The organism is Amycolatopsis sp. FU40 (genome assembly GCF_021903635.1).
Taxonomy (GTDB): domain Bacteria; phylum Actinomycetota; class Actinomycetes; order Mycobacteriales; family Pseudonocardiaceae; genus Amycolatopsis; species Amycolatopsis dendrobii.
The window spans coordinates 8995993-9019593 of sequence record NZ_CP091381.1; the positions used below are offsets into that span (position 1 = coordinate 8995993).

Here is a 23601-nt window from a genome sequence, read left to right on the forward strand (position 1 = left end):
AACTCAGACGTCGATGGCGTCGCGGTCGACGCGGTCGGACGATTCGACCAGCCAGTTGCGCCGTGGCTCGACCTTTTCGCCCATCAGCAGTTCCAGCGCCAGCTCCGCGGCCTCGACGTCCTGGAGCGTGATCCGCCGGACCGAGCGCGTCGCCGGGTTCATCGTGGTTTCCCACAGCTCGTCGGCGTCCATCTCGCCGAGGCCCTTGAACCGCGGCACTGGCGTGACGACCGTCTTGCCCGCCGCTTCGAGTTCGGCGACCTTTTGCTCCATCTCGCGCTGGGTGAAGGTGAAGATGGTCTCCGAACCGCGGCCCTTCGTGGTGATCTTGTGCAGCGGCGGCATGGCCGCGTACAGCCTGCCGTCCTCGATCACCGGGCGCATGTACTTCGCGAACAGCGTGATCAGCAGCGTGCGGATGTGCGAACCGTCGACATCCGCGTCCGCCATCAGGATCACGCGGCCGTAGCGCATCGTCGAGAGGTCGAATGTGCGGCCGGTGCCCGCGCCGAGCACCTGCACGATCGAGGCGATCTCGGCGTTCTTCAGCGTGTCGCCGAGAGACGCCTTCTGCACGTTGAGGATCTTGCCGCGCAACGGCAGCAGCGCCTGGTACTCCGACACTCGCGCCATGCGCGCCGAGCCGAGCGCGCTGTCGCCCTCCACCAGGAACAGTTCGCTGCGCGAGACGCCGGTGGTGCGGCAGTCGACCAGCTTCGGCGGCATCGCCGCGCCCTCGAGCGCGGTTTTGCGCCGGGCGGCGTCCTTCTGCTGTTTCTGGGTGAGCCGCACGCGCGCCGCGTCGACCACCTTCTGCAGCACGATCTTGGCCTCGGACTTGGTTTTCCGGTCCTCGGTCCAGGCGCGCACCTGCTTGTCGACGATGCCCTGGAGGACGCGCGTGATGCCCGCCGTCGACAGTTCGTCCTTGGTCTGCGAGGTGAACTGCGGTTCCGGCAGCCGGACGTGGATCACCGCGGTCATGCCCTCCAGCACGTCCTCGGTGGTCGGCGGGTCCTCCTTTGCCTTGAGCAGCCCGCGCGTCTTGCCGATCACGTCCTGCAGCGCACGGGTGACCGCGCGGTCGAAGCCGCGCCGGTGCGTGCCGCCGTGCACGTTGCGGATCGTGTTGGTGAAGCACTCCACGGTGCGCTCGTAGCCGGTGCCCCAGCGCAGCGCGACCTCGACCTCGGCGTGTCGCTCCACATTGGACTGCATGACGCCGTTGGCGTCCGCCGCGTTCTCCTTGTACGTGCCCTCGCCGGTGATCATCAGCGTGCCGCAGACGGGTTTTTCGCTGTCCGGGGCGAGGAAGTCGACCATGTCCGCCAGCCCGTTCGGGAAGTGGAAGGTCTCCTCGTTGATGGTGTCCTCGAACGTGGTGCGCAGCACGTACGTGACGCCCGGCACGAGGAACGCGGTGTTGCGCAGCTTCGTGCGCACGCCCTCGACGTCCAGCGCCGCGCCGGTTTCGAAGTACCGCGCGTCGTACCAGTAGCGGATCGACGTGCCGCTGCGCTCGCCGCGCTTCATCTTGCCGACGAGGTTGAGCCCGGAGCGGCGAGTGAACTTCGCCTTCGGGCCGGGGCCGTCGAACACGCCGGGCACGCCGTGCGCGAACGACATCTGGTGCACCTTGCCGTCCTGCTTCACCGTGACGTCGAAGCGGTGCGACAGCGCGTTCACCGCCGAGGCGCCGACGCCGTGCAGGCCGCCGGACGTCTTGTACCCGGAACCGCCGAACTTGCCGCCGGCGTGCAGCCGGGTCAGCACCAGTTCGACGCCGGAAAGGCCGGATTTGGCGTGGACGCCGGTGGGGATGCCGCGGCCGTCGTCGTCCACCTGGACGCTGCCGTCGGCGTGCAGTGTGACGACGATGCGCGAGGCGTGGCCCGCCACGCCCTCGTCGGTGGAGTTGTCGACGACCTCGGAGAAGAGGTGGTTGATGCCTCGGCTGTCGGTGGAGCCGATGTACATCCCGGGGCGCTTGCGGACCGCCTCGAGTCCTTCGAGGTGGGTCAGGTCGTCGGCCCCGTACAGAGTCTCAGCGGTCACGAGGTCGTTCTCCCGGATCGAGGCGTGCTGTTCGGTGGGCAAACAGGCGGCCGGAGCAGGGGCCCCGGGCCGTCACCGTACTGCAGGATATCCGCACCCCCTGACAGGAACTGGCCGCTGCGCCCCGGACGGTGTCCGGCAGCGTGTCCCAGGTCACCGGTATAGTCCCGTAGGAATACATCTTCCAAGCGAGTAGTTGTGCCGACAAGCAAGGTAGGAAGCAACCGGCTAGGGAGCGGTCATGCAGTTCGGAATCTTCTCGGTGGGCGACGTCACGACCGACCCCACCACGGGCGTTACGCCCTCGGAGCACGAGCGCATCAAGGCGATGGTCAAGATCGCGCTCAAGGCCGAAGAGGTCGGTCTCGACGTCTTCGCCGTCGGAGAGCACCACAACCCGCCGTTCGCCGCGCCGGCGAACCCCACGGTGCTGCTTTCGAACATCGCGGCGCGGACGGAGAAGATCGTCCTCTCGACGTCGACCACCCTCATCACCACCAACGACCCGGTGCGCCTGGCCGAGGACTACGCCATGCTGCAGCACCTGGCCGACGGGCGGCTCGACCTGATGATGGGCCGCGGCAACACCGGCCCGGTCTACCCGTGGTTCGGCAAGGACATCCGCGAGGGCATCCCGCTGGCCGTCGAGAACTACGCGCTGCTGCACCAGCTCTGGCGCGAGGAGGTCGTCGACTGGCAGGGCAAGTTCCGCACCCCGCTGCAGGGCTTCACCTCGACGCCGCGCCCGCTCGACGGCGTGCCGCCGTTCGTGTGGCACGGCTCGATCCGCAGCCCGGAGATCGCCGAACAGGCCGCCTACTACGGCGACGGGTTCTTCGCGAACCACATCTTCTGGCCGACCTCGCACTTCCAGCAGTTGATCGCGTTCTACCGGCAGCGCTTCGAGCACTACGGGCACGGCAAGGCCGACCAGGCCATCGTCGGGCTCGGCGGGCAGGCGTTCATCCGGCCGAAGTCGCAGGACGCGTGGAACGAGTTCCGGCCCTACTTCGACAACGCGCCGGTGTACGGGCACGGCCCGTCGCTGGAGGACTTCACCGAGCAGACGCCGCTGACTGTCGGCAGCCCGCAGGAGGTCATCGACAAGACGCTGACCTTCCGCGAGCACTTCGGCGACTACCAGCGCCAGCTGTTCCTGATGGACCACGCGGGCCTGCCGCTGAAGACCGTGCTGGAGCAGCTCGACCTGCTCGGCGAGGAGGTCGTGCCGGTGCTGCGCAAGGAACTGGACGCGAAGCGGCCGGCGCACGTGCCGGACGCCCCGACGCACGAATCGCTCAAGGCCGCTCGCGAAGCGCAGGCCGTCACCGCTTGACCTGGGTTTCGCCGGACTTAGTGGAGAGGTCATGACTGCACGCACTATCGCCGTGGTCACCGCGGGTTTGAGCCAGCCGTCGTCGACGCGGCTGCTGGCCGACCGGCTGGCCGAGGCCACCCGCGCCGCACTGGTCGACGAGGACGTGACGGTGAAGGTGTTCGAACTCCGCGACATCGCGGTGGACGTCACCAACAACATGCTCACCGGGTTTCCCAGCCCGCAGCTGCGGGAAGTGATCGACACCGTGACGCGCGCGGACGGCCTGATCGCCGTGACGCCGGTGTTCACCGCTTCCTACAGCGGGCTGTTCAAATCGTTCTTCGACGTGCTGGACAAGGAAGCGCTCGACGGCAAGCCGGTGCTGCTCGCCGCGACGGGCGGTACGGAACGGCATTCGCTCGCGCTCGACTTCGCGCTGCGGCCGCTCTTCGCCTACCTTCGCGCGACCGTGGTTGCGACAGGCGTGTACGCGGCGTCGTCGGACTGGGGCAGCGCCGAGGCGACAGGTGCGTTGCAGCAGCGCGTGGAGCGGGCTGGTCGCGAGCTGGCGCAGCTGGTCGCGGCGGCGCCTGAGGCGAAGCCGGACGACGAATACGCGTCGGTGTCGTTCGAGCAGTTGCTGGCTGGTCACTAACGGCGGCTCCTAGCGGTCAAGAGTGCCTGCGGCGCCGGGGTTTCCGGGTTGAGGAGCAGTTCGGCCTCGACGGTGAACCCGGCGTCTCGCAGCCATGTCGTCATGCGTTCTCGTGGGCGGCGGTGCACCTGGACCTTCATCGGGTGGCCGCCGTAGCCCTCGGTTTTGAGCCGGGTCTCGTCGCCGACGTGGAAGAGCAACTGAAGCAATCCGTTCGGACGCAGTGCCTGGCGGAAGTTCGCGAGGACGGCCGGGAGCAGGTCGTCGGGCAGGTGGATGACCGACTGCCACGCCACGATCCCGGCCAGCGCCGCGGCAGGCAGCGGATCGGTCATCGACCCGACCTCGAACCGCAGAGCCGGATAGTCGCGCCGGGCGACCTCGATCATGCCGGGGGAGAGGTCGACGCCGTACGCGGCTACGCCGAGGTCGTTGAGGTGGGCGGTCACCTGGCCGGGCCCGCAACCGACGTCGGCGACTGGGCCGTCGTCGACTTGTTCGGCGAATAACCGCAGTGCGGCAAGCAGATACGGCTGCTTGCCGAGCGCGTCGCGGACGAACGTGGCGTAGTCCTCCGCCACTGCGTCGTAGGACGTTCGGGTGTCGGTGAGCCATTCCATGTCAGCCCGCCGGACTCTGGGCGATGAGGACGGTGGCGCGCGTGCTCCAGCCCAGCGCCGAATACAGCTGGCGCCCGTCCGCTGTGGCGATGAGGATGCCGGTGGTCGCGCCGTGTGCCATGACGTTTTCCGCGAGCGAACTCATCACCACGCTGCCGAGACCGCGGCGGCGATGCTCGGGGACGGTTTCGATTCGGTCCGCGATCGCGTCGGCGCCGACCACGGCCATGGTCCCTCGTGCCGCGACGCCCGAGCCGGGATGTCGCAGCACGGTTTCGCACACCGCCCCGTTCATGGTGGTCGCCCCTGTGTAGGGCGGCGGGGCTGGACGCGGTGGATGTTGGCGCAGGGGAATGGTCATGAGCGCTTCGCGTGCGTCCCGCAGCTTCAGCCCAGCCTCGCGCACGATCGCCGCGACTTCCTCCGGCCGGTTCGTGGGCACGGTCAGCCAGGTCGGGCGTTCTGCTGCGGCGACCTCTTCGGCAAGACCGCGCAGGATGTCGGGTTCGGCGGACAACGCGATGACCTCGCGGTGCCGATCCGGTTGTTCGAGCAGGACGTGCAGCCCGCCGCGCGTTTCTCCGGCGGGCCGGAATCCTCGGGACGTGCCCCATCCCGCCTGCCAGCGGCGGATGAGGTCAGGCAGTGATTCGACCACGCTGAGCAGCTAACCACCCGGCACCGACAAAACGTCCCGCTCCGCTGCCGGGGTCCAGTATGGACAGTCCGGCTGGCAGTACCGCGAGCCCGGCGGCACACTGGCCCGATGGGATTGGGCAAGCCAGTGCGCCGGGTGCTCCTTTCGGTCGTCGGCGGGGCGCTGGTGATCGTCGGAGTCTTGCTGCTCGTGCTGCCGGGGCCGGGGTTGCTGCTGGTGCTCGCCGGGCTGCTGGTGCTGGCGTCGGAGTTCCCGGCGCTGCAGCGATTTGTCGACCCGGTGCGGACGCGGGCGATGCGAGCCGCGGAGGAAAGCGTGTCCTCGCCGCTGCGCATCGCCGGCTCGGTGCTGGCCGGGCTGGCGCTGCTGGCCGCGGGGATCGTGTGGGGGACGGTGCGGTCGTTGCCGTTGAGCGGGTGGAGCACTGGGACCAGTTTGATCTTGTCCAGCTTGATCTTGTTCGCGTTGCTGATCTGGAGTTATCGGCGGGTGCGGGCGAAGCGGGAAGAGCCGTGAAGGACTCCTTGAGGGAATCTAATTCCCTCAAGGAGTCCTTCACGGAGGTCAGGACGCGTAGAGCTTTGCCACCTCAGCAGCGGACAGCGCCCGGTCGTACAGATGCACTTGGTCCACTGCCCCGTTCAGGAAGTCGACCGGGTTCCCGCCGTACTTCCCGCGGCCGATCACGGTGTGGCCAGTGGACGCCTCGCCGAGACAGACGCTCTTCGACGCCGCCAGCTGACCGTCCACGTATAGCGCCAGCTGCCCAGTAGCGGCATCCCGAACCCCGACCAGGTGGTACCAGCGTCCTGCTTCCGGAGTGATCGGCGCGAGCGCCCGCGTACCCACGAAGCTGAACGCCAGCTTGTGGTCCGCGCCGGAATACTGCAGGAAGAACGCGCTGTGGTCGTTCCCGTCCTGGCTCACCACGGTCTGGAAACCGTCGCCGACCGCGTTGAACTTGACCCAGGCGGCGACGCTGTAGCTGAGGTCGGTCTTCACCAGCGGTGCACCGGCGTCCGCATACTGGCCGGAGCCGTTCACCGCAAGGGCCGAACCGCTGTGGCCAGCGGTCCAGGAAGCGCCGCCGACGAGGGTGGCGTCGTGGTGGCCCACGGTGTCCGCCGCGGTGGTGCCGCCGTTCTCGTCGAACGGGTAGGCGGCGATTCCGTCGATGCCCGGGGTGCCTGGCGGGATCACCGGACCCTGTTGTGGCGAGCCGTCGACGCCGTTGATCACCGACAGATTCGCGGCCCGGACGGCGGCGAAGTCCATCTTCTTCACCTGACGGTCGTAGGTGAAGAACCCGTTGACCTCCTTCTCCACGTCGGTGGTCTGCGTGTACACGCCTGCCGACACGCCGCATTGCCGTCCGGCGAGCAAGAGGCGTTGCTGGAGTTCGGCGTAGCGGCGGGTGAGCGTGGCGCTGTCTGGTTCCATCTCGTAGGCGAAGCTGCCTGCCGGGTCGAACTGGTGTCCGTCGACCTTCAGGCCCAGGCCGCCGTATTCGCCGTCGACCGCGGCGCGGTTCCCGTCCGGCACGGGGGTTCCGGGACCGGTGTAGGTGTGGTCGTCGTAGAGATCGCCGCGGCCGCTGTCCGGTTCGGAGCGACAGCAGTTGACGCCGGATTCCGCGTCCACGAGCCGGGTCGGGTCCCAGGCCTTGACCTGGTCGGCGATCCGGCCGACGGCGTAGTCGCCCCAGCCTTCGTTGAACGGGACCCAGGTGACGATCGACGGGAAGCTGCGGTGCTGGTCGATCATCCGGTGCAGTTCGGATTCGAAATTCGCCTGGGACGCGGGTGTCGCCTCGATGTCGTCCTTCATCGCGGGCATGTCCTGCCACACCAGCAGGCCGAGTTTGTCCGCGTAGTAGTACCAGCGGTCCGGTTCGACCTTGATGTGCTTGCGCACCATGTTGAATCCGAGCGCCTTTTCCTGTTCCAGGTCGAACTTCAGCGCCGCGTCGGTGGGCGCGGTGTAGATGCCGTCCGGCCAGAAACCCTGGTCCAGCGGGCCGAGTTGCATCACGAACTTGCCGTTGAGCAGCATCCGCTGTTTGCCGTCGGCGGTCTTGCCGATGGAAACCGAACGCAGGCCGAAGTACGAGCTGACGCTGTCCCCGGACGTCAGTGACACGCGCAGGTCGTACAGGAACGGATCGTCCGGCGTCCACAGGTGCGGCTTGTTCACCTTGAGCTTCAACGGGGTGTTCGCCGGCCCGGACGCGAAGCCGACGACGCGGCCGTGGTCGTAGGCGACGGCTTGCACGCGTTGTTTCGCCGGCCCGCCCACCACGGCGTTGACGGTGACCGATCCGCTGGCGACATCGGGAGTGGTGTCCACTCGCGAGATGTAGGCCGGGGTCACCGGTTCCATCCAGACGGTTTGCCAGATGCCGGACGTCGGGGTGTAGAAGATTCCGTCGCCGGGTTTGCGTTGTTTGCCGAGCGGTTGCCCGCCCGCGTCATTGGGATCCGTGACGCCGACGACGACTTCCTGGTCTTTCCCGGTGGTCAGCGCGTTGGTGACGTCCGCGGAAAACGCGTCGTAGCCGCCGGTGTGGCGGGCGACCTGATGGCCGTTGACCCACACCGTGGTGTCGTAGTCGACCGCCTGGAAGTGCAGGATCAGCCGCTGGTCCCGGCCGCCGACGTGCCAGCTCTTCGGCACCTGGAACGTCCGCCGGTACCACATCGACGTTTCGTGCCGCATGATTCCGGACAACGCCGATTCGACCGGGTACGGCACGAGGACGCGTTCGTCGAGACTGCGGTTGATCGGCGGGGAATCACCGGGTTTGGCGGCGGAGAATTCCCAGACGCCGTTGAGGTTTTGCCAGTTGTCGCGGGTCAGCTGCGGCCGCGGGTATTCGGGAAGGGCGTTGTCCGGCGAAACCTGGTTGGTCCACGGGGTGGTCAGGGGAGGGGCGAGGCGATGCCACTGCGGCGGATCGGCCGCGGCGGCGGGGACACTCGACAACCCGGACACGGCCACGGCGAGCGCGGCGGCCACCGTGGCCAACCGGCCGGGTCTGCGGGCAGGACGGACCATCGTCGAACCTCCTAGTGACAGGTGGATCAGTACGAAGGGGGAACTGCGCGGGTCAGGATCGGCGGGAACGGGCCAGCAGCCGCTGGATCACGACGACGACCAGCAGGAACGCGCCGCTGACCACCGTCTGGTAGTTGGAATCGAGAGTGCCGACCTGGTTGATGACGTTCTGGATCAGCGTCTTCAGCAGCACGCCGACGAGCGTGCCGATGACGGTTCCCGCGCCGCCGGTGAGCAGCGTTCCGCCGATGACCACGACGGAAATCGCGTCCAGTTCCGTGCCGACGCCGAGCACGGTGACGCCCGATTGCAGGTACGCCGCGGTGAGCACGCCGGCGAATCCGGCGAGCGTGCCGCTGAGCGCGTAGAGGGCGATTTTGGTGCGGGCCACCGGAAGACCCATCAGCAACGCGGACTGTTCCGAGCCGCCGAGCGCGAATACCGACTGGCCGAACCGGGTCCGGCGCAGCAGCACTCCGCCGAGTCCGAAAAGGACCAAAGCGAGATACACCGGTACGCCGATGCCGAAGATCTTGCCTTGTCCCAGCCAGAGCAACGCCGAACCTGGCTCCACTTTGTACGTTGTCGCGCCCTCGTTGGTCAAGGCCAGCAAGAGCCCGCGAGCGAACAGCAGCGAGGCGAGCGTGACGATGAACGGCGCCATCTTCGTACGGGCGATGAGGAGCCCGTTGACGAATCCGATCAGCCCGCAAACGACCAATGGCAGCAGGATCGCGACGACCAGGCCGTACCGGGAACCGTACGCGGCCAGCACGCCGCCGAGCGCGTACACCGAGCCGACGGACAGATCGATCCCGCCGGAAATGATCACGAACGTCATGCCCAGCGCGATCACGGCCAGAAAAGAACTTTGCAAGGCGAGATCGCGCAGGTTGTCCGCGGATCCGAAGCGCGGGAAGGCGAACCACGCGGCGGCCACGCCGAGCACGAGCACTACGGCCGCGCCTTGGCGTTGCAGGACTGCCGCGAACGCCGCGCCGCGTTCCGACGGCGGGGCGGCGGTGGTCGCGATCATCGCGTGCTCCGTTCCCGGGCGACGTACACCGCGGCGACGATGATGGCGGCCTGCACCATTTGCGCGGCGGAATCGGGCAGGTTGTGCTTGATCAGCGTGGCGTGCACCAGTTGCATGAGCAGCGCGCCGAACACCGTGCCGAGCACGCGCACGCGGCCGCCGGTGAGCGGAGTGCCGCCGACTACCACCGCTGTGATCGCCGAAAGTTCCATCAGCAGGCCGAGATCGTTGGGATCGCTCGCGGCGAGCCGTGCGGTGGACAGCACGCCAGCGATGGCCGCCAGCGCGCCGGACATGGCGTACACGCCGATCAGGACGCGTTTCACCGGCAGTCCGGCGAGCGTCGCAGCGGGACGGTTGCCGCCGACCGCGACCAAGTGCCGGCCGAAGGTGGTGCGCCGCACCAGCAATCCGGCCAGCACCGAGAGAACAGCGGCTACCAGGACCATGATCGGCACGCCGAGCACGTCGCCGGTGCCGAGCGCGAGGAAGTCCGGGTTGTGCAGCTGAACCAGTTGTCCGTGCGCGATCACGAGCGCCAGCCCGCGACCGCCGACGAGCAAGGCCAGTGTCGCGATGATCGGCTGAATACCGAGTTGAGCCACCAGGAATCCGCTGAACAGCCCGGAAGCGACCCCGGCGATCAGCGCGACCACGATCACCATCACCGGCCCGGCACCGAGATACAGCGGGACGAGCGCCGCGGCGACCGACATCACTGAGCCCACCGACAGGTCGATGCCCTCGGTGCCGATCACCAGCGCCATGCCGAGCGCGACGATGCACACCGGCGCGGCCTGCACCAGCTGCGTGCGGAAGTTGGCTGCGGACAGGAAGTTCTGCGTGAACGCGATGTTGAACAGCAGCAGCACGACCACGGCCAGGTACACGCCGTAGTTCTGCAGCCAGCTCGTGACGCGAGCTCGGTCAGGTCTCGTCAGTGTCGCGGTCGACATCGTTGTCACCCCCTGCGGCTATCGCCGCCAGCACGTTGTCTTCGGTCACCGCGTCGCCGGCCAGTTCGGTGGCGACGCTGCCGTCGCGCAGGACGACCACCCGGTCCGCGCCGTCGAGAATCTCTTCCAGCTCGGACGAAATCAGCAGCACGCCGAGCCCGTCCTGCGCCAGTTCGTCGATGAGCGCCTGCACCTCGGCTTTGGCCCCGACGTCGATGCCGCGGGTTGGCTCGTCCAGCAGCAGCACTTTCGGCCCGGTGGCGAGCCAACGCGCCAGCAAGACCTTCTGCTGGTTGCCGCCGGACAGCTCGGACACCTTCTGCTCCGGACTGGACGCCTTGATCCGCAACCGTTCCATGAACGTCTTCACCACCCGGTCCTGTTTGGACCGGCTGACAAAGCCGAAAGTGGACAGTCTCGGCAGTGCGGCGAGCACGATGTTCTCCCGCACGGACAGATTGGGAATGATCCCGTCCGCCTTGCGATCCTCGGCCAGCAGAGCGATCCCGGCCCGCATCGCGGCGGAGATCTTCCCGCGCTTCAACGGCTTTCCGGCCAGCAGGACAGTACCGCCGTCGAGCGGGAACGCTCCGACCACAGCCCGCGCGGTCTCGCTCCGGCCGGACCCGAGCAGCCCGGCCAGCCCGACGACCTCGCCCGGCCGCACGCTCACCGAAACGTCGTGCAGCTTGTTCCCGCCGGACAGATTCGAGGCCTGCAGCAACGGTTCCTTCTCCGCGTGATGCTCCTCGCCGAACGCGGTGACGCCCTCAGCGCGGATCTGCCGGATCTCCCGGCCGAGCATCATCGACACCAGTTCGATGCGCGGCAATGGCTTCAGCGGTCCACTGTGGACCACGCGGCCGTCGCGCAACACCGTGACGCTGTCGCACACCCGGTACAGCTCGTCCATCCGGTGGCTCACATAGAGCACCGCGATGTCGTCGGCGTGCAGCCGGGCCAGCACCTCGAACAGGGTGTCCACTTCGCGCGGTTCGAGCGACGACGTCGGCTCGTCCATCACGACCACGCCAGCCTTCGCCGACACCGCGCGGGCCAGCGCGACCATCTGCTGCGCACCGACCGCGAGCGTGTGCAGCGGACGCCGTACGTCGGTGTCGATTCCGTACCCGCTGAGCAGTTCGCGCGCCTGCTCGTTCATCGCGGACCAGTCGATCAATCCGGTGCGGGTGCGCGGTTCCCGGCCGAGGAAGACGTTGCTCGCCACGCTCATCAGCGGGACGAGGTTCACCTCCTGGTAGATGGTGGAGATCCCGGCGCGCTGCGCGTCGATCGGCCTGCGGAACTCGACCGGTTCGCCGAGGTGGCGCACCTGGCCCTCGTCCGGCCGGTACACGCCGGTGAGGACCTTGATCAAAGTGGACTTGCCCGCGCCGTTTTCCCCGACCAGCGCGTGGACTTCGCCGCGCCGCAGGCTGAAGGAGACGTCGTCGAGGGCCACGGTGCCGGGGAACCGTTTGGTCACCCCGGTCACCTCGAGCACCGGTGCGGTCATGGTCGCCACCTGGGTGTCGGCCGTGCTCGTCATCAGTACGCGTTCCCGACCTTCTGGGCCGCGTTCGATTCGTCGTAGGAGTCGTCGGTGATGACGATGCTCGGCGGGATCGGCTTGCCGTCCTCGAACTGCTGCAGCGTCTGGAAGGCCAGCTGCCCGAACCGCGGGTTGGACTCGACGACCGCGTTGTAGCTGCCGTCGACGATCAGCTGCACCGCGTTGCGGGTGCCGTCGACCGACACGACCTTCACGTCCTTGCCGGGGTTCTTGCCCGCGGTCTTGAGCGCGTTGACCGCGCCGATGCCCATCTCGTCGTTCTCCGCGTACACCGCGGTGAGGTCCGGATGGCTCTGGATCAGCTGCTCCATCACCGACTGGCCCTTGGACCGGTCGAACTCGCCGGTCTGCTCGGCGACCACGGTGAGGCCGGGCGTCTTCGCGAGTTCGTCCTTGAACCCCTTGGTGCGGTCGGTGGTCACGTTGTTGCCCGAGGAGCCGAGCAGGATCGCGACCTTGCCGTTTCCGCCGGTGGACTTGGCCAGCGCGGCGGCCGCGCGGTGGCCCTGTTCGATGAAGTTCGACCCGATGAAGGTGAGGTAATCGGTGCACGGCTTCGACGTCACCTGCCGGTCGATGGTGACGACCGGGACCTTCTTCGCCTTCGCCGCGTCGAGCGCGGGCTGCAGGCCGTCGGAGTTCAGCGGGGCCACGATGAGCAGCTGCGCACCCCGGTCCAGCAGCGATTTGATGTCCGAGATCTGCTTGTTGAGGTCACTCTGCGCGTTCGTGGTGAGCAGGTGGTCGGCCGGGATGCCGAGCTTGCCCGCCTCGGTGCGGATGGACTGCGTCTCGGCGATCCGGAACGGATTCGCCTCCTTCTCCGACTGGGAGAAGCCGACGATCGCGGTCTTCGGGTCGAGTTTCGGGTAGCCGGTCTTGCCGATGGTGCAGCCGTCGGCGCTCGGCGCGGCGGACGCGGCCGAGGCGGCCGGACCGGAGCCATTGCTTTGCGCGGCAGGGGTTTCCTCGCGGCTGGTGCACCCGGCGAGCACGAGTGCCGTGGCGGCGCCGGCGACCAGAGCGAAGCGGGCAGGGACGGACGGGGACACGGCGGACTCCTCGCAGCCGACGACTGGGGCAACCCGCTCGGCGGAGTGACGACCGTCACCCCGCTGAGCTCCGGCTATTTTTACATCGTTGGAACAACGTTGTAAACAGGCAAAACGTCGCTACACTACGTGGTCGTCGGGGCTGGTGCCGAGAGCCTCGCGGGCTCGTGATGGGCTCTGGGCGGACGAGATGAGGAGTCGGCGTGGCCGTGACCCTGAAGGACGTCGCGACGCTGGCGGGCGTTTCGGTGAAAACCGTGTCGAACGTGGTGAACGGCTACGCGTTCGTGAAGCCCGAGAACCGGCGGCGCGTCGAAGAGGCACTGGCCGCGACCGGGTACCGGCCGAACGTCGGCGCGCGCAACCTGCGGCGCGGGCGGACCGGGTTCCTGGCGTTGATGGTGCCGGAGCTGAGCATTCCGTACTTCGGCGAAATGGCCGGCCTGGTGATCACCGCCGCGCAGCGCCGCGGCTGGAGCGTGCTGATCGAGCAGACCCAAGGCACTCGCGACCGGGAGCGGGCCACGGTGGACTCGCTGGGCCCGCATCTGGTCGACGGCGCCCTGGTGCATCCCGAAGCGCTCGAAGCGGACGATTTCACTGACGCGGAAGGGAAAATCCCGCTGGTGCTGCTGGGCGAACACGCGGTGGACGTCGCACTGGACCGGGTGGCGATCGACAACGTGCGGGCCGCGCACGTCGCGGTGTCGCATCTGGTGTCGCTCGGCCGTCGCCGGATCGCGGCGATCGGCGCGAACCCCAAGCGCGGGACGTCGTCGCTGCGGCTCGCCGGTTATCGGGCCGCGTTGGCGGACGCTGGTCTGCCGTCAGCGGATTCTTTGGTGGAGCCGGTGGCGAAGTACCACCGCGCCGAGGGTGCGGCGGCGATGAAACGCTTGCTGGCACAGGAAGAACCGCCGGACGCGGTGTTCTGCTTCAACGACCTGCTGGCTGTCGGCGCGTTGCGTTCGGCGGCGGAACACGGGCTCCGGGTGCCCGGCGACGTCGCGATCGTCGGTTTCGACAACACCGAGGAGAGCGCGTTCAGCCTGCCCGCGCTCACCACGATCTCGCCGGACAAAGCGGCTATCGCCGAGGCCGCGATCGACCTCATCCACCGCCGCCTTGCCGGTACCGAGAGCGCTGCGCCGCGTTCGGTGCAGCCGCCGTTTTCCTTGGAGGTAAGGGAAAGCACGGTCGTTTCTTAGCCGGCTCAGCCTTCGGCTTTCACGAGTTCGCGGTACGCCCGCCGTTCGGTGAGCAGCGGGACGAAGTCGCGGACACGGGCGTCGTCGAAGGTGCGATAGCTGTCGCCGACCACGTCGGCGATGTGCCCGGCCGGATGGACGGCGGAGAACTTCGCGGTCAGCCGCTGAACGACCAGCCGGATTTCGAGGCGTTCACGGGGAGAACTGCGGGCGGGCATGATCCGGGCTCCTTCGGTGCGGGCAGTGGCCTCACCCTCAATCGTAGACACTGTCTACCTCGGGGAACGTGGGCTTGTGCCCCGGCGGCAGAGACTTTCGTCGTCAGCCGCCAAGGGCGAAAGGCTTCTCGATCGGCCCTCCGGCGCCCTGGTTCCGGCGCGAACGGATCCGGGATTCTGAGCGCGTGACGAAGGCACCACCCGGCAACGGACCCTCCACGGTCACCGAAGAAATCCAGCACCTGTTCGCCGTGCTCGCCGACGCCGAGTCCTACTGGGCGGAACGAGTCAGCGAAGTCGCCCCCGCCCATGCCGACGGCGCACGCAACCTCGCCCACTACTGGGCCGTGCGCCAGTTGGACCTGCGTGACCTCCAAGCTCGCCTGGCCGAGCAGGGCCTGTCCTCCCTGGGGCGCAGCGAACCGCACGTACGCGCCAGCCTGGAAGCCATCGCTTCGGCCGCCGCTGCCCTGGCCGGCACCGATACTCGCGAACGTCTGTCTCGCCAAGATTTCGCCACCGGCCCGCGCAGTCTCAACAGCAACTGCACGGCCTTGCTCGGTCCCGAACCCGCGCGGCGACGCACGCGCATCATGGTCACCTTGCCCACCGAAGCCGCACACGACCCCACGCTGACCCGCGCACTCGTCCGCGCGGGCATGGACCTCGCCCGGATCAACTGCGCCCACGACGGACCTTCGGAATGGGCGGCCATGGCAGCCCACGTCCGCGCCGCTGCCGAGGACGCCGGGCGGCGCTGCCTGATCGCCATGGATCTCGGCGGCCCGAAACTGCGCACCGGTCCGCTGGCCGACGGTCCGCGTGTCGTCAAACTCCGGCCGCGCCGCGACGAACTGGGCCGTCCGACCGCGCGGGCCTGGTGCTGGCTCACCAGCACCGCGACCCCGCCGCCGCGGCCGGATGCCAAGCTGATTCCAGTCCACGCCACGGGACTCGGCGCGCTGCGCCCCGGCCAGAACCTGAGCTTCCGAGACACCCGGGGCTCCCGCCGTCGTCTCGTCGTGGCATCCGCGAGCCCGGCCGGTGTGCTGGCCTCTGCTCGCCGCACCGCCTATCTCGCCACCGGAACCGTGCTGCGCGCGCAGGACGGCACCGAGGCCGAAGTCGGTGCACTGCCTCCGGTCGAGCAGTTCCTCACCTTGTACGAGGGCGACCTGCTCACCCTGACTCGCGACTGCACCCCGGTGGAAATCCAGCGGCCGCCCCGAATCGGCTGCACCCTTCCCGCTGTCTTCGCCGCGGCAGTGCCAGGCGACCCAGTCCTGTTCGACGACGGCCGGATCGGCGGCACTGTCGTCAAGACCGGTGAAGACGCCCTCACCGTCCGGATCACCAGCGCGCGCGACGGCGGTTCCCGGTTGCGCGCGGGCAAGGGCATCAACTTGCCGGAGACCGCGTTGCCGGTGCCCGCGCTGACCGAGGCCGATCGAGCCTGCCTGCCGTTCGTGCGCACGCATGCCGACCTGGTGCAGTTGTCGTTCGTCCGGACCGCGGGCGACGTCGAGGACCTGCTCGCCGAACTCGGCGGGCAGGACGAACTGGGGGTGGTCCTCAAAATCGAGACCAGGCAGGCCTTCGAGAACCTGCCCGAGCTTTTGCTGACCGCGATGCGCCGCCCGCGCACCGGCGTGATGATCGCCCGCGGCGACCTCGCGGTCGAATGCGGTTACGAACGGCTCGCCGAGTTGCAGGAGGAAATCCTCTGGCTGTGCGAAGCCGCGCACCTGCCGGTCATCTGGGCCACCCAGGTCCTCGATCAGCTGGCCCGCACCGGCCGCCCTTCCCGCGCCGAAATCACCGACGCGGCCATGGGCGTCCGCGCCGAATGCGTGATGCTCAACAAAGGACCGCACATCGTGGCCGCGGTGCTCACCCTCGACGACATCCTCCGGCGGATGGCCGACCACCACTACAAGAAGACCGCGCTGCTCCGGCCTTTGCGGTCGTGGCGGCCGTCTGATTGATCAGAGCAGCCGCACCGCCAGCACGAGGATCACCGCGCTGGACAGCAGAGCGGTGCCGAGCCGTCCGCGCGGACCGGTGAGGCCGCGTCCGAGCAACGCTCCGCCGACGGCAAGCAGCAGTTGCCAACTGGCCGAAGCGGCGAAGGCGGCGGCCGTGAAGACGGTGCCGTTGGCCGGTCGGTCGCCGAGGACGAGCGCGGTGAAGTAGATGATGGTGGACGGGTTGAGCAGGGTCAGGCCGAGCAGGGTCGCGTATGCCCGCAGCGGGTGCGGTTGCGTTGCCGGCAAAGGCGTTTCCGGGGCTCGATAACGCCGGATCGCCCGGATCGCGGTCCACGCGGCGAGCAGGAACAGCGCGGCGGCCGAGGTCAGCCGGAGCGGCGTGGTGATCGGGGCGAGCAACGGGGCCAGCGCGGCGCCGCCGGTGGTGGCGAGAACGGCGTAGACACCGTCCGCGGTGGCCACCCCCATCGCCGCGGCCGCCCCGACCCGCCACGACGTGCGGGCGGTGAGTTCGACCAGGTAGACGCCGATCGCACCGACCGGCATGGCGATCCCGTACCCGGCGACGAGCCCCGCGACCAGCGCGGCGCTCATCGCACGGCCTGGGCGGTCCCTTCCTGCTCCGTCTGCTGCTTGCCGCGCGCGGCGAGACAGTCGGACGGGCGGTGGCGGGCGGGTTCGGTGGTCATGGCCCGAATACTCGGCTGTCCGGCCAGGACTGGGCAACTGGATTTCCGCCGTGCCAGGATGGGCGGACGCCGGTTGAACTGCCTGTCTCGTTTGTGGTCCGGTACCGGGCGGCGGACCGGGAAACGGTGGGATCCGCGCTGGTGGACACTCCGCGCCACCTCGACGCCCTCGCCGAGGACATCGCGCGGCACGGAATCCGGACGCCGTCGCGGCTCGGGTTCTGCGAGGAGTTCGGCACGATCGAGGGCAATCACCGGATCGCCGTCGCACTGCGGCTCGGCCTGACCACGGTGCCGGTCACCGTGGTCAGGGAGCCGAACACTCCGCGTCCCGCGCACGCGCGACCGATGCGGGCAGCCGATTTCGCGGTGCTCGCGGCCGCAGCGGGGAAGCAGCCGCTACTTGCCGCGCGCCGCCACCTTGTCGATCACCGCGGCCACCGCCTCCGGCTGGGACAGCAGCGGATAGTGGCTGGCCGTCAGTTCGACACAGTCCGCCCCAGCCCGCTCCGCGAGCCAGCGCTGCAGGTCCGGGTGGAGAATTCGGTCCTCTGTGGACACTGCGTAAGCAGTCGGCAGGTCGCGCCAGGCTCCAGGACCCGCGGGTACGGCGAAGCATTCGGCGCGAGCGCGGCGTTGCACCGAGGCCAGCGCGGCGGCCCGTTCGGGAGCCACATCGGCGGCGAAGGCGTAGTGGAAGCGGTCCGGGTCGATCGACGACCAGCCGTCCTCGCGGAACACCATCGCGTCGTTGCCGGGCGAGGCGGGGAACTTGCCGTTCAGCGAAGGCACGTTCTCGCCTTCGTCCGGGACATACGCCGCGAAGTAAGCCAGCGCGCTGACCTGCGGATTGTCCTTCGCCGCACCGGAAATCACCGCGCCGCCATAGGAATGGCCAGCCAGCACGACCGGGCCGTCGAAAGCCGCGATCTCCCGGCGAACCTCGGCGATGTCGTCCGCGAGCGAGGTCATCGGCAGGTTCGCCGCACGGACCCGATGTCCTTGCCGATGCAGCGCTGGGATCACCCCCAGCCACACCGACCCGTCGCCCCAAGCGCCGTGAACCAGAACGATCTCCGCCATGAATGCCTCCCCTTCGTCTGAAGGCAAGCCAACCACCGGCGGTGCCCGGGGATTCCCCGTCCCCGCGAAAAGAGGAGGATTCCGACCGCGACCAGGGCCCGAACGGCGCTATCTGACAACGAAGCCTTGACCGGCGAAGCGGCGGCCGGGACGCACCCGGCCGCCGCCCGCTCAGCTGTGCGTCAGCCGACCGGCGAGTGGTCGTAAATCCGCTGCTGCGGTCCGGAGACCGCGCTGAGCCCGTTGGCCCACAGCCGCTGCACCCGGGACGCTTCCTGCGAGTTCGGGTTGGCGTTGTGGCAGGACGGGCCGGGGCCGCCGCCCGACATCAGTTCGGAGCACGGGCCCGAGTAGTGGTCCGGCAAGCCGAGCGCGTGGCCGGTCTCGTGCGCGGTGATCCGCGTGTTGTCGTACTGGCGGGCCTGGGTGTAGTCGATGAAGATGGTGCCGTGGCCGTGCCCGTCGGTCTGCGCGTACGAGCCGCGCGGGTCGTTGCCCTCGACGTACCGCAGCGTGGCTCCGGACGAACGCTCGACCAGCTTCACGTTGGTCACCGCGCGGTTCCAGTTCGCCGCGCCCGCGTTGATCGCGGCCCGGAACGACGGTGCGCCGGACGTCGAGTAATAGACCGTGGCGGACGCGACGGCGGACGGAGCCGGAGCGGCGACCGCTACGGCGCCCGAGAGCGGGGCGGCGGCCAGCGCGAGCGCGACCGCGCCGGACAGCACGAACTTCCTGGACATAAGAAAGCTCCTGGGGGGTGGGGGGAGTTTGCCGGGTTTGCGCGCGCTCAACCCAAAGTAGGCAGAAGCTCCCGTTATGTGACCCCCCATTCGTACGGTCCGGCAAATGGTGATTTCCCAGCACTAACGACGGGTTGACAACCCGGTCACCACGGCTGCATTTCGTCGTCGTCCTCGCCCGCGGCGCGCCTGCGGTGCGGACCGGACGTCGGCCGCGGCGGTTCGGGAGCCGGCGCAGGGGGCGGCGGGGTGGTGCCGGGAGGCGGCATCGGCGGACGGCTGTGCGTCGCGCCGCCCGGCGGGGGCATCGGGCGTCCGTAGGCCGCGCTTCCCGGCGGGGTGGTGCTGCCCGGCGGAGGTCCCGCGTAGCGGGCGGGGGGTTCGGACCGCGGCGGCTCCGGGGCGGGTTCCGGCTCTTCCTCGGGCTCCGGCAGATACGACTTGACCACGTTCATCATCTCGCTGTCGCCCGCGATCGGCTCGAACGCGTCGATGACGTCGCGCGACACCTGGCGCTGCGCCTTCCCGTAGGCGTCCATGATCGACGCGGTCAGCCGGGCGCCGCCGTGCCGCAGGGCGCGGTCGTCGATCTCGAGGTTCTTGAGCGCGCCGTTCGGGGCGACCGAAACCGACACCAGCCCGTCGCCCGATTTGGCGCGGCCCTCCGCGGTGCTCAATGTCTCTTGCAGGGCAGCGCTTTTCGCCTGCATTTCGTCAATCCGCCGCTGGAAGTCGTCCAGCCACCCCTGATCGTCCACCGGCGAACGCTATCGACCGCCCTCGCCCAGCTGGTGAACCTCGGATGGCTGACGGGCTACGAAACGATCGACATCCGCGGCGGGCCGGAGCGGTGCGGGGCAACGCGAGCGGTAACAATGGGCAAGTGTCCGAAGAAGTCCAGGCCCGCACGCGCAACCGCTGGGGCGAGGGCGAGCGGCTGCGCGGGGAAATCCTCGCCGCGGCCAGCAGGCTCCTGTCGGAACTCGACGGCGAGGACGCGCTCACCATCCGCGGGGTCGCGCGTGCCGTCGGCATCGCCCCGGCCAGCATCTACCAGCACTTCAGCGACCGGGCCGCGCTCGTCACCGGGCTCGCCGAGCACGAGTTCGGCCGGTTGCGGCTCGCGATGGAAGCCGCCGAATCCCGGGTTCCCGCCGACGACGCGGTGGGCAGGCTGCGTGCGCTGCTGCACGCGTACTGCCGGTTCGCGATGGACAACCCCGGCCATTACCGGCTGATGACCGCGAACGGGTCGAGCCGCACGTCGCCGGACGTCCGGCCGGAGGGTCCGACGATCGATTTCGTCGACCGGATCTCCGCCGCGTTCGCCCGCTGCGCCGAGTCCGGGGCCGAGCTCCGGGTGCCCGCCGAACGGGCCGGGGTGATCGCGTTCGTCGGCGCGCACGGCCGCGTCGCGCTGTTCCATTCGTCTGGAAGGCAGCCGGGCGAGGACGCCGTGGTGAACTTCGCCGACGAGCTGCTGTCGCTCATTTTCGCTTGAGCCACGGGCGTTTTCTCCCGTTTGCCATCCTCGTCCACGGCCATCCCGGTGATCTTTGGACCCGGGTCTGGGCAATCGTTCACCAAATCGCCTAACATGTGTTCGGTAAGTATCCGAACACTCGTTTGGTGACTTCTCCAGGAGGCTGTGATGGCCGACGCCCGGCCCGTAGCGCAGTTCCCGATGTCGCGCGGGCGCTGCCCGTTCGACCCGCCGCCCGACCTCGACCGCAAGCTGCGCGACGACCCGGTGTCGCGCGTGCGGATCTGGGACGGCAGCGAACCGTGGCTGATCACCCGCTACGAAGACGTCCGCGCGATGCTCACCGACCCGCGGGTGAGCGCCGATCCCACCCGCGCCGGCTATCCGTCGCAGACGCCCGGGGTCAAGGCGCGGCGCAGCCGGTTCCGGTCGTTCATCGGCATGGACGACCCGGAGCACGCCGCCCAGCGCCGGCTGCTCACCGGCGATTTCATGGTGAAGAAGGTCCAGCGGATGCGGCCGCGGATCCAGCAGATCGTCGACGAACTGCTCGACGAGATGCTGGCCGGCCCGAAACTCGCCGACCTCGTGCAGGCGTTCGCGCTGCCAGTGCCTTCGCTGGTGATCTGCGAGCTGCTCGGCGTGCCGTACGGCGATCGCGAGTTCTTCCACCGCTGCAGCAAGATCCTGGTCTCGCGGGAAGCGACCGCCGAACAGGCGCTCGCCGCGACCGAGGAACTGCTCGACTACCTCGCGCGGCTGGTGGAGAAGAAAATCGACGACCCGGCCGACGATGTGTTCAGCCGCCTCGCGACCGGTCAGGTCGCCACCGGCGCGATGACCGTCGAGGAAGCGGCTTCGATGGGCCAGCTGCTGCTTGTCGCCGGGCACGAGACCACGGCGAACATGATCGCGCTCGGCACTGTCGCGCTGCTGGAGAACCCGGACCAGCTCGCCGCGGTCCGCGACGGCGACGACGCCTTGCTGGCCAACGCGGTCGAAGAGCTGCTGCGCTATCTGACGATCGTCCACTCCGGACGCCGCCGCGTCGCGCTCGAAGACCTGGAGATCGGCGGGCAGACCGTGCGCGAGGGCGAGGGGCTGATCGCAGCCACGGACGTCGCCAACCGCGATGAGACGCAGTTCCCCGAGCCGGACAAGCTCGACGTCACCCGCAAGGCACGCCACCACGTCGCGTTCGGCTACGGCGTGCACCAATGCCTCGGCCAGCCGCTCGCGCGGGTCGAACTGCAGGTGGTCTACCGGACGCTCTACCGGCGGATTCCGACGCTGCGGCTGGCCGCACCGCTGGACGAGCTGAAGTTCAAGCACGACATGGTCGTCTACGGGGTGCACGAACTTCCCGTGACCTGGTGAAAGGAGTCGCGAAATGAAGGTGGTCGTCGACCAGTCCCGCTGCGTCGGGGCCGGACAGTGCGTACTCGTCGCGCCCGAGGTGTTCGACCAGCGCGACGAGGACGGGATCGTGGTGCTGCTGCGGGAAAACCCGCCGGAGGAACTGCACGCGCGGGCGAAGGAGGCGGCGCAGCTCTGCCCGGCGCTCGCGATCGAGGTGGACGGCTGAGCCAGCGGCCCCGGCGGTCCTTTATCCTGTAAGGGGAAAGGGGTCGCCGGTGGTCGTGTTCGCGGGGCAGGGCGACGCCCGCCGTTCGCTGGAGCTGCTGTGGCGCACGGGCAGCGAACCGCGCAGCGCGCCGGGGCCGAAACCCGCGCTCAGCGTGGATCTCATCGTGGCCGCCGCGATCGAGCTCGCGGACGCCGAGGGCATGTCCGCACTGTCGATGCGCGCGGTCGGCGAGCGGCTCGGGCGCACGGCGATGGCGCTGTACACGTACGTGCCGAGCAAGACCGAGCTGATCGACTTGATGTGCGACCAGGCGTTCGGAGATCTGCGCGACGACCACGACCTGTCCGGCGGCTGGCGTCCCGCGTTGCTCGAACTGGCCGGCGACCTGTGGGAATTCCATCTGCGCCACCCGTGGCTGCTGCAGGTGTCCTACGCGCGTCCGGTGCTGGGGCCGGGGGAGTTCCGGATGCAGGAAACGGTGCTGCGGGTGCTCTTCGCGACCGGTCTGCCCGCCGGTCAGGTGCGGCGGCTGGTGGGCGCGCTGCTCAACGTCGTGCGCGGCGCGGTGCAGATCGCCGCCGAATCGCGGTTGGCGCTCAAGGAAACCGGACTGTCCGATGAGGACTGGTGGCGCGCGCGGACGTCCGCGCTCGGCGAGCTGGCTCCGGATCTGGCGGAGCGGTACCCGAATGTCGCACGGCTGGGCGAAGAGAGCGCGCCACCGCCTGCCGGAGTGTCCTATTTGGAGCATGAGGCGCGGCTGAGCTTCGATGCCGGGGTGGCGGTGCTGGCGGACGGCATCGAGGCGGCGGTCTGCAGGGGGTCGTGAGTGTTTATGCCGGTTAGAACCGGCATTGCCGCTCACGAGGACTTGCGCGCCTCGATCAGGTATCGAGTAGTCGTCGCCACGAACGGCCCCTCCCGCAGTTCCTCGTGCAGTTCGCGCAACCGCGGCAGATACTCCTTCACAGTGAACCCTGGCACCATCCAGATCACCTTGCGCAGGAAGTAGATCACCGCTCCGATGTCGTGGAACTCGGTGCGCAGTTCCTCGAAGCGCAGGTCCACCACTTCAAGCCCAGCCTGCTCCGCTTCGGCCTTCGCCCGGTCCGGATGCCGGCTGTCGCGCACTTCCGGCGTCTGCGGCCCGAGGAAGTACTCGACCAGCTCGAACACACTCCACGGCCCGACCTGCTGCGACAGATAGCTGCCGCCGGGCTTGAGGACGCGGACGATCTCGTCCCACCACACCGTGACCGGATGCCTGCTGACGACCATCTCGAACGTGTTGTCCTGAAACGGAAGCGGCGGCTCGTCCGTGTCCGCGACGACGGTCGCGCCCCGCGGTTCCAGCAACGCGGCGGCCTTCTCGAGGTTCGGCGGCCACGATTCGGTGGCGACCGTCAACGGCGGCAGTACCGGCACGCCCGCCAGCACTTCGCCGCCGCCGGTTTGGATGTCCACAACGGACTGGACGTCCCGCAGCCGTTCGCCGAGCAGCCGCTGATATCCCCAGGACGGCCGCTGCTCGCTGGCCCGGCCGTCCAGCCAGGAGAAATCCCAGCCGTCCACCGACACCGACGCTGCCTCGTCCACCAGTTCGTCGAAGGTGCGCATCCGGTGA

23 protein-coding genes are annotated in these 23601 nt (G+C 68.8%); 9 read left to right on the forward strand and 14 right to left on the reverse strand.

Translation table 11 applies throughout. The annotated features are described in order from the left end of the window. Positions 1-3 precede the first annotated feature (3 nt). Entirely contained in the window at positions 4-2055 is a 2052-nt protein-coding gene (locus L3Q65_RS42670) for a type IIA DNA topoisomerase subunit B (RefSeq protein ID WP_182892574.1), read from the reverse strand. 241 nt (positions 2056-2296) lie between these two features. Between L3Q65_RS42670 and L3Q65_RS42675 the strand changes: the two genes are divergently transcribed. Then, positions 2297-3391: an LLM class flavin-dependent oxidoreductase gene (locus L3Q65_RS42675; RefSeq protein WP_182892573.1), complete on the forward strand. Its 1095-nt coding sequence runs from the start codon at positions 2297-2299 to the stop codon at positions 3389-3391. Between the two features lie 31 nt (positions 3392-3422). Further along, positions 3423-4028, forward strand: coding sequence for an FMN reductase (locus tag L3Q65_RS42680; protein WP_182892572.1), 606 nt, complete (start codon positions 3423-3425; stop codon positions 4026-4028). Here the strand turns inward: L3Q65_RS42680 and L3Q65_RS42685 are convergent. Further along, positions 4025-4648 (reverse strand): trans-aconitate 2-methyltransferase, encoded by a 624-nt coding sequence (locus tag L3Q65_RS42685; protein ID WP_220507482.1) that lies wholly within the window; start codon positions 4646-4648, stop codon positions 4025-4027. The genes L3Q65_RS42680 and L3Q65_RS42685 overlap by 4 nt on opposite strands. 1 nt (position 4649) lies before the next feature. After that, positions 4650-5306 (reverse strand): GNAT family N-acetyltransferase, encoded by a 657-nt coding sequence (locus L3Q65_RS42690; RefSeq protein WP_237598155.1) that lies wholly within the window; start codon positions 5304-5306, stop codon positions 4650-4652. A 108-nt stretch (positions 5307-5414) separates the two neighbouring features. Between L3Q65_RS42690 and L3Q65_RS42695 the strand changes: the two genes are divergently transcribed. Beyond that, positions 5415-5822, forward strand: a complete 408-nt coding sequence (locus L3Q65_RS42695; protein WP_237598156.1) for a PGPGW domain-containing protein — start codon at positions 5415-5417, stop codon at positions 5820-5822. 48 nt (positions 5823-5870) lie between these two features. Here the strand turns inward: L3Q65_RS42695 and L3Q65_RS42700 are convergent, their stop codons facing one another. The 5 genes from L3Q65_RS42700 to L3Q65_RS42720 are packed head-to-tail and all read right to left on the reverse strand — an operon-like array spanning position 5871 to position 12977. Then, positions 5871-8360, reverse strand: a complete 2490-nt coding sequence (locus tag L3Q65_RS42700) for a LamG-like jellyroll fold domain-containing protein (RefSeq protein WP_237598157.1) — start codon at positions 8358-8360, stop codon at positions 5871-5873. 52 nt (positions 8361-8412) lie between these two features. Next, entirely contained in the window at positions 8413-9396 is a 984-nt protein-coding gene (locus L3Q65_RS42705) for an ABC transporter permease (RefSeq protein ID WP_182892569.1), read from the reverse strand. Then, on the reverse strand, positions 9393-10352 hold the full coding sequence (locus L3Q65_RS42710; RefSeq protein ID WP_037818333.1) for an ABC transporter permease: 960 nt from the start codon (positions 10350-10352) through the stop codon (positions 9393-9395). The genes L3Q65_RS42705 and L3Q65_RS42710 overlap by 4 nt, the downstream gene beginning before the upstream one ends. Beyond that, on the reverse strand, positions 10324-11901 hold the full coding sequence (locus tag L3Q65_RS42715) for a sugar ABC transporter ATP-binding protein (RefSeq protein ID WP_237598158.1): 1578 nt from the start codon (positions 11899-11901) through the stop codon (positions 10324-10326). Before L3Q65_RS42715 ends, L3Q65_RS42710 begins: the two co-directional genes overlap by 29 nt. Beyond that, positions 11901-12977 carry an ABC transporter substrate-binding protein gene (locus L3Q65_RS42720; protein ID WP_182892567.1) on the reverse strand — a complete coding sequence of 359 codons (1077 nt, stop codon included), beginning with the start codon at positions 12975-12977 and terminating at the stop codon, positions 11901-11903. The genes L3Q65_RS42715 and L3Q65_RS42720 overlap by 1 nt, the downstream gene beginning before the upstream one ends. Before the next feature lie 203 nt (positions 12978-13180). Here L3Q65_RS42720 and L3Q65_RS42725 point away from each other — a divergent pair, with 203 nt between their 5' ends. After that, the gene (locus L3Q65_RS42725; protein ID WP_237598159.1) at positions 13181-14185 is read left to right on the forward strand and encodes a LacI family DNA-binding transcriptional regulator; all 1005 of its coding nucleotides are present in this window, start codon (positions 13181-13183) and stop codon (positions 14183-14185) included. Positions 14186-14190: 5 nt separating this feature from the next. Here L3Q65_RS42725 and L3Q65_RS42730 read toward each other — a convergent pair whose 3' ends face one another. Further along, positions 14191-14403 (reverse strand): three-helix bundle dimerization domain-containing protein, encoded by a 213-nt coding sequence (locus tag L3Q65_RS42730; protein WP_182892565.1) that lies wholly within the window; start codon positions 14401-14403, stop codon positions 14191-14193. A 185-nt stretch (positions 14404-14588) separates the two neighbouring features. Between L3Q65_RS42730 and L3Q65_RS42735 the strand changes: the two genes are divergently transcribed. Continuing rightward, positions 14589-16388, forward strand: coding sequence for a pyruvate kinase (locus tag L3Q65_RS42735; RefSeq protein ID WP_182892564.1), 1800 nt, complete (start codon positions 14589-14591; stop codon positions 16386-16388). Here the strand turns inward: L3Q65_RS42735 and L3Q65_RS42740 are convergent, their stop codons facing one another. The 4 genes from L3Q65_RS42740 to L3Q65_RS47535 form a co-directional block, all read right to left on the reverse strand. Continuing rightward, on the reverse strand, positions 16389-16985 hold the full coding sequence (locus tag L3Q65_RS42740; RefSeq protein WP_237598160.1) for a LysE family transporter: 597 nt from the start codon (positions 16983-16985) through the stop codon (positions 16389-16391). It abuts the gene before it with no gap. Positions 16986-17479: 494 nt separating this feature from the next. Beyond that, positions 17480-18163, reverse strand: a complete 684-nt coding sequence (locus L3Q65_RS42745; RefSeq protein WP_182892561.1) for an alpha/beta fold hydrolase — start codon at positions 18161-18163, stop codon at positions 17480-17482. Positions 18164-18345: 182 nt separating this feature from the next. Next, a complete protein-coding gene (locus L3Q65_RS42750; protein ID WP_037818340.1) occupies positions 18346-18906 on the reverse strand; it encodes a snapalysin family zinc-dependent metalloprotease in 561 nt (186 codons plus the stop codon). Between the two features lie 146 nt (positions 18907-19052). Next, complete coding sequence (locus L3Q65_RS47535) at positions 19053-19664, reverse strand: YbaB/EbfC family nucleoid-associated protein (RefSeq protein ID WP_182892560.1); 612 nt, start codon at positions 19662-19664, stop codon at positions 19053-19055. Positions 19665-19789: 125 nt separating this feature from the next. Between L3Q65_RS47535 and L3Q65_RS42765 the strand changes: the two genes are divergently transcribed. The 4 genes from L3Q65_RS42765 (at position 19790) to L3Q65_RS42780 (ending at position 22806) form a co-directional block, all read left to right on the forward strand. Further along, complete coding sequence (locus L3Q65_RS42765) at positions 19790-20407, forward strand: TetR/AcrR family transcriptional regulator (protein ID WP_182892559.1); 618 nt, start codon at positions 19790-19792, stop codon at positions 20405-20407. Positions 20408-20557: 150 nt separating this feature from the next. Continuing rightward, positions 20558-21766: a cytochrome P450 gene (locus tag L3Q65_RS42770; protein ID WP_237598161.1), complete on the forward strand. Its 1209-nt coding sequence runs from the start codon at positions 20558-20560 to the stop codon at positions 21764-21766. 13 nt (positions 21767-21779) lie between these two features. Next, positions 21780-21974 carry a ferredoxin gene (locus tag L3Q65_RS42775; protein ID WP_182892557.1) on the forward strand — a complete coding sequence of 65 codons (195 nt, stop codon included), beginning with the start codon at positions 21780-21782 and terminating at the stop codon, positions 21972-21974. A gap of 49 nt (positions 21975-22023) precedes the next feature. Next, positions 22024-22806 (forward strand): TetR/AcrR family transcriptional regulator, encoded by a 783-nt coding sequence (locus L3Q65_RS42780; protein ID WP_182892556.1) that lies wholly within the window; start codon positions 22024-22026, stop codon positions 22804-22806. Positions 22807-22838: 32 nt separating this feature from the next. Here the strand turns inward: L3Q65_RS42780 and L3Q65_RS42785 are convergent, their stop codons facing one another. Beyond that, positions 22839-23594: a methyltransferase domain-containing protein gene (locus L3Q65_RS42785; protein ID WP_182892555.1), complete on the reverse strand. Its 756-nt coding sequence runs from the start codon at positions 23592-23594 to the stop codon at positions 22839-22841. Positions 23595-23601: the final 7 nt, after the last annotated feature.

Bases quoted from the DNA above. Each gene is read 5' to 3' on its own strand.
- L3Q65_RS42745 (WP_182892561.1), bottom strand. From the start codon at position 18,163: ATGGCGGAGATCGTTCTGGTTCACGGCGCTTGGGGCGACGGGTCGGTG.
- L3Q65_RS42705 (WP_182892569.1), bottom strand. From the start codon at position 9,396: ATGATCGCGACCACCGCCGCCCCGCCGTCGGAACGCGGCGCGGCGTTC.
- L3Q65_RS42700 (WP_237598157.1), bottom strand. From the start codon at position 8,360: ATGGTCCGTCCTGCCCGCAGACCCGGCCGGTTGGCCACGGTGGCCGCC.
- L3Q65_RS42680 (WP_182892572.1), top strand. From the start codon at position 3,423: ATGACTGCACGCACTATCGCCGTGGTCACCGCGGGTTTGAGCCAGCCG.
- L3Q65_RS42695 (WP_237598156.1), top strand. From the start codon at position 5,415: ATGGGATTGGGCAAGCCAGTGCGCCGGGTGCTCCTTTCGGTCGTCGGC.
- L3Q65_RS42715 (WP_237598158.1), bottom strand. From the start codon at position 11,901: ATGACGAGCACGGCCGACACCCAGGTGGCGACCATGACCGCACCGGTG.
- L3Q65_RS42675 (WP_182892573.1), top strand. From the start codon at position 2,297: ATGCAGTTCGGAATCTTCTCGGTGGGCGACGTCACGACCGACCCCACC.
- L3Q65_RS42740 (WP_237598160.1), bottom strand. From the start codon at position 16,985: ATGAGCGCCGCGCTGGTCGCGGGGCTCGTCGCCGGGTACGGGATCGCC.
- L3Q65_RS42685 (WP_220507482.1), bottom strand. From the start codon at position 4,648: ATGGAATGGCTCACCGACACCCGAACGTCCTACGACGCAGTGGCGGAG.
- L3Q65_RS42710 (WP_037818333.1), bottom strand. From the start codon at position 10,352: ATGTCGACCGCGACACTGACGAGACCTGACCGAGCTCGCGTCACGAGC.
- L3Q65_RS42730 (WP_182892565.1), bottom strand. From the start codon at position 14,403: ATGCCCGCCCGCAGTTCTCCCCGTGAACGCCTCGAAATCCGGCTGGTC.
- L3Q65_RS42770 (WP_237598161.1), top strand. From the start codon at position 20,558: ATGGCCGACGCCCGGCCCGTAGCGCAGTTCCCGATGTCGCGCGGGCGC.
- L3Q65_RS42775 (WP_182892557.1), top strand. From the start codon at position 21,780: ATGAAGGTGGTCGTCGACCAGTCCCGCTGCGTCGGGGCCGGACAGTGC.
- L3Q65_RS42785 (WP_182892555.1), bottom strand. From the start codon at position 23,594: ATGCGCACCTTCGACGAACTGGTGGACGAGGCAGCGTCGGTGTCGGTG.
- L3Q65_RS42750 (WP_037818340.1), bottom strand. From the start codon at position 18,906: ATGTCCAGGAAGTTCGTGCTGTCCGGCGCGGTCGCGCTCGCGCTGGCC.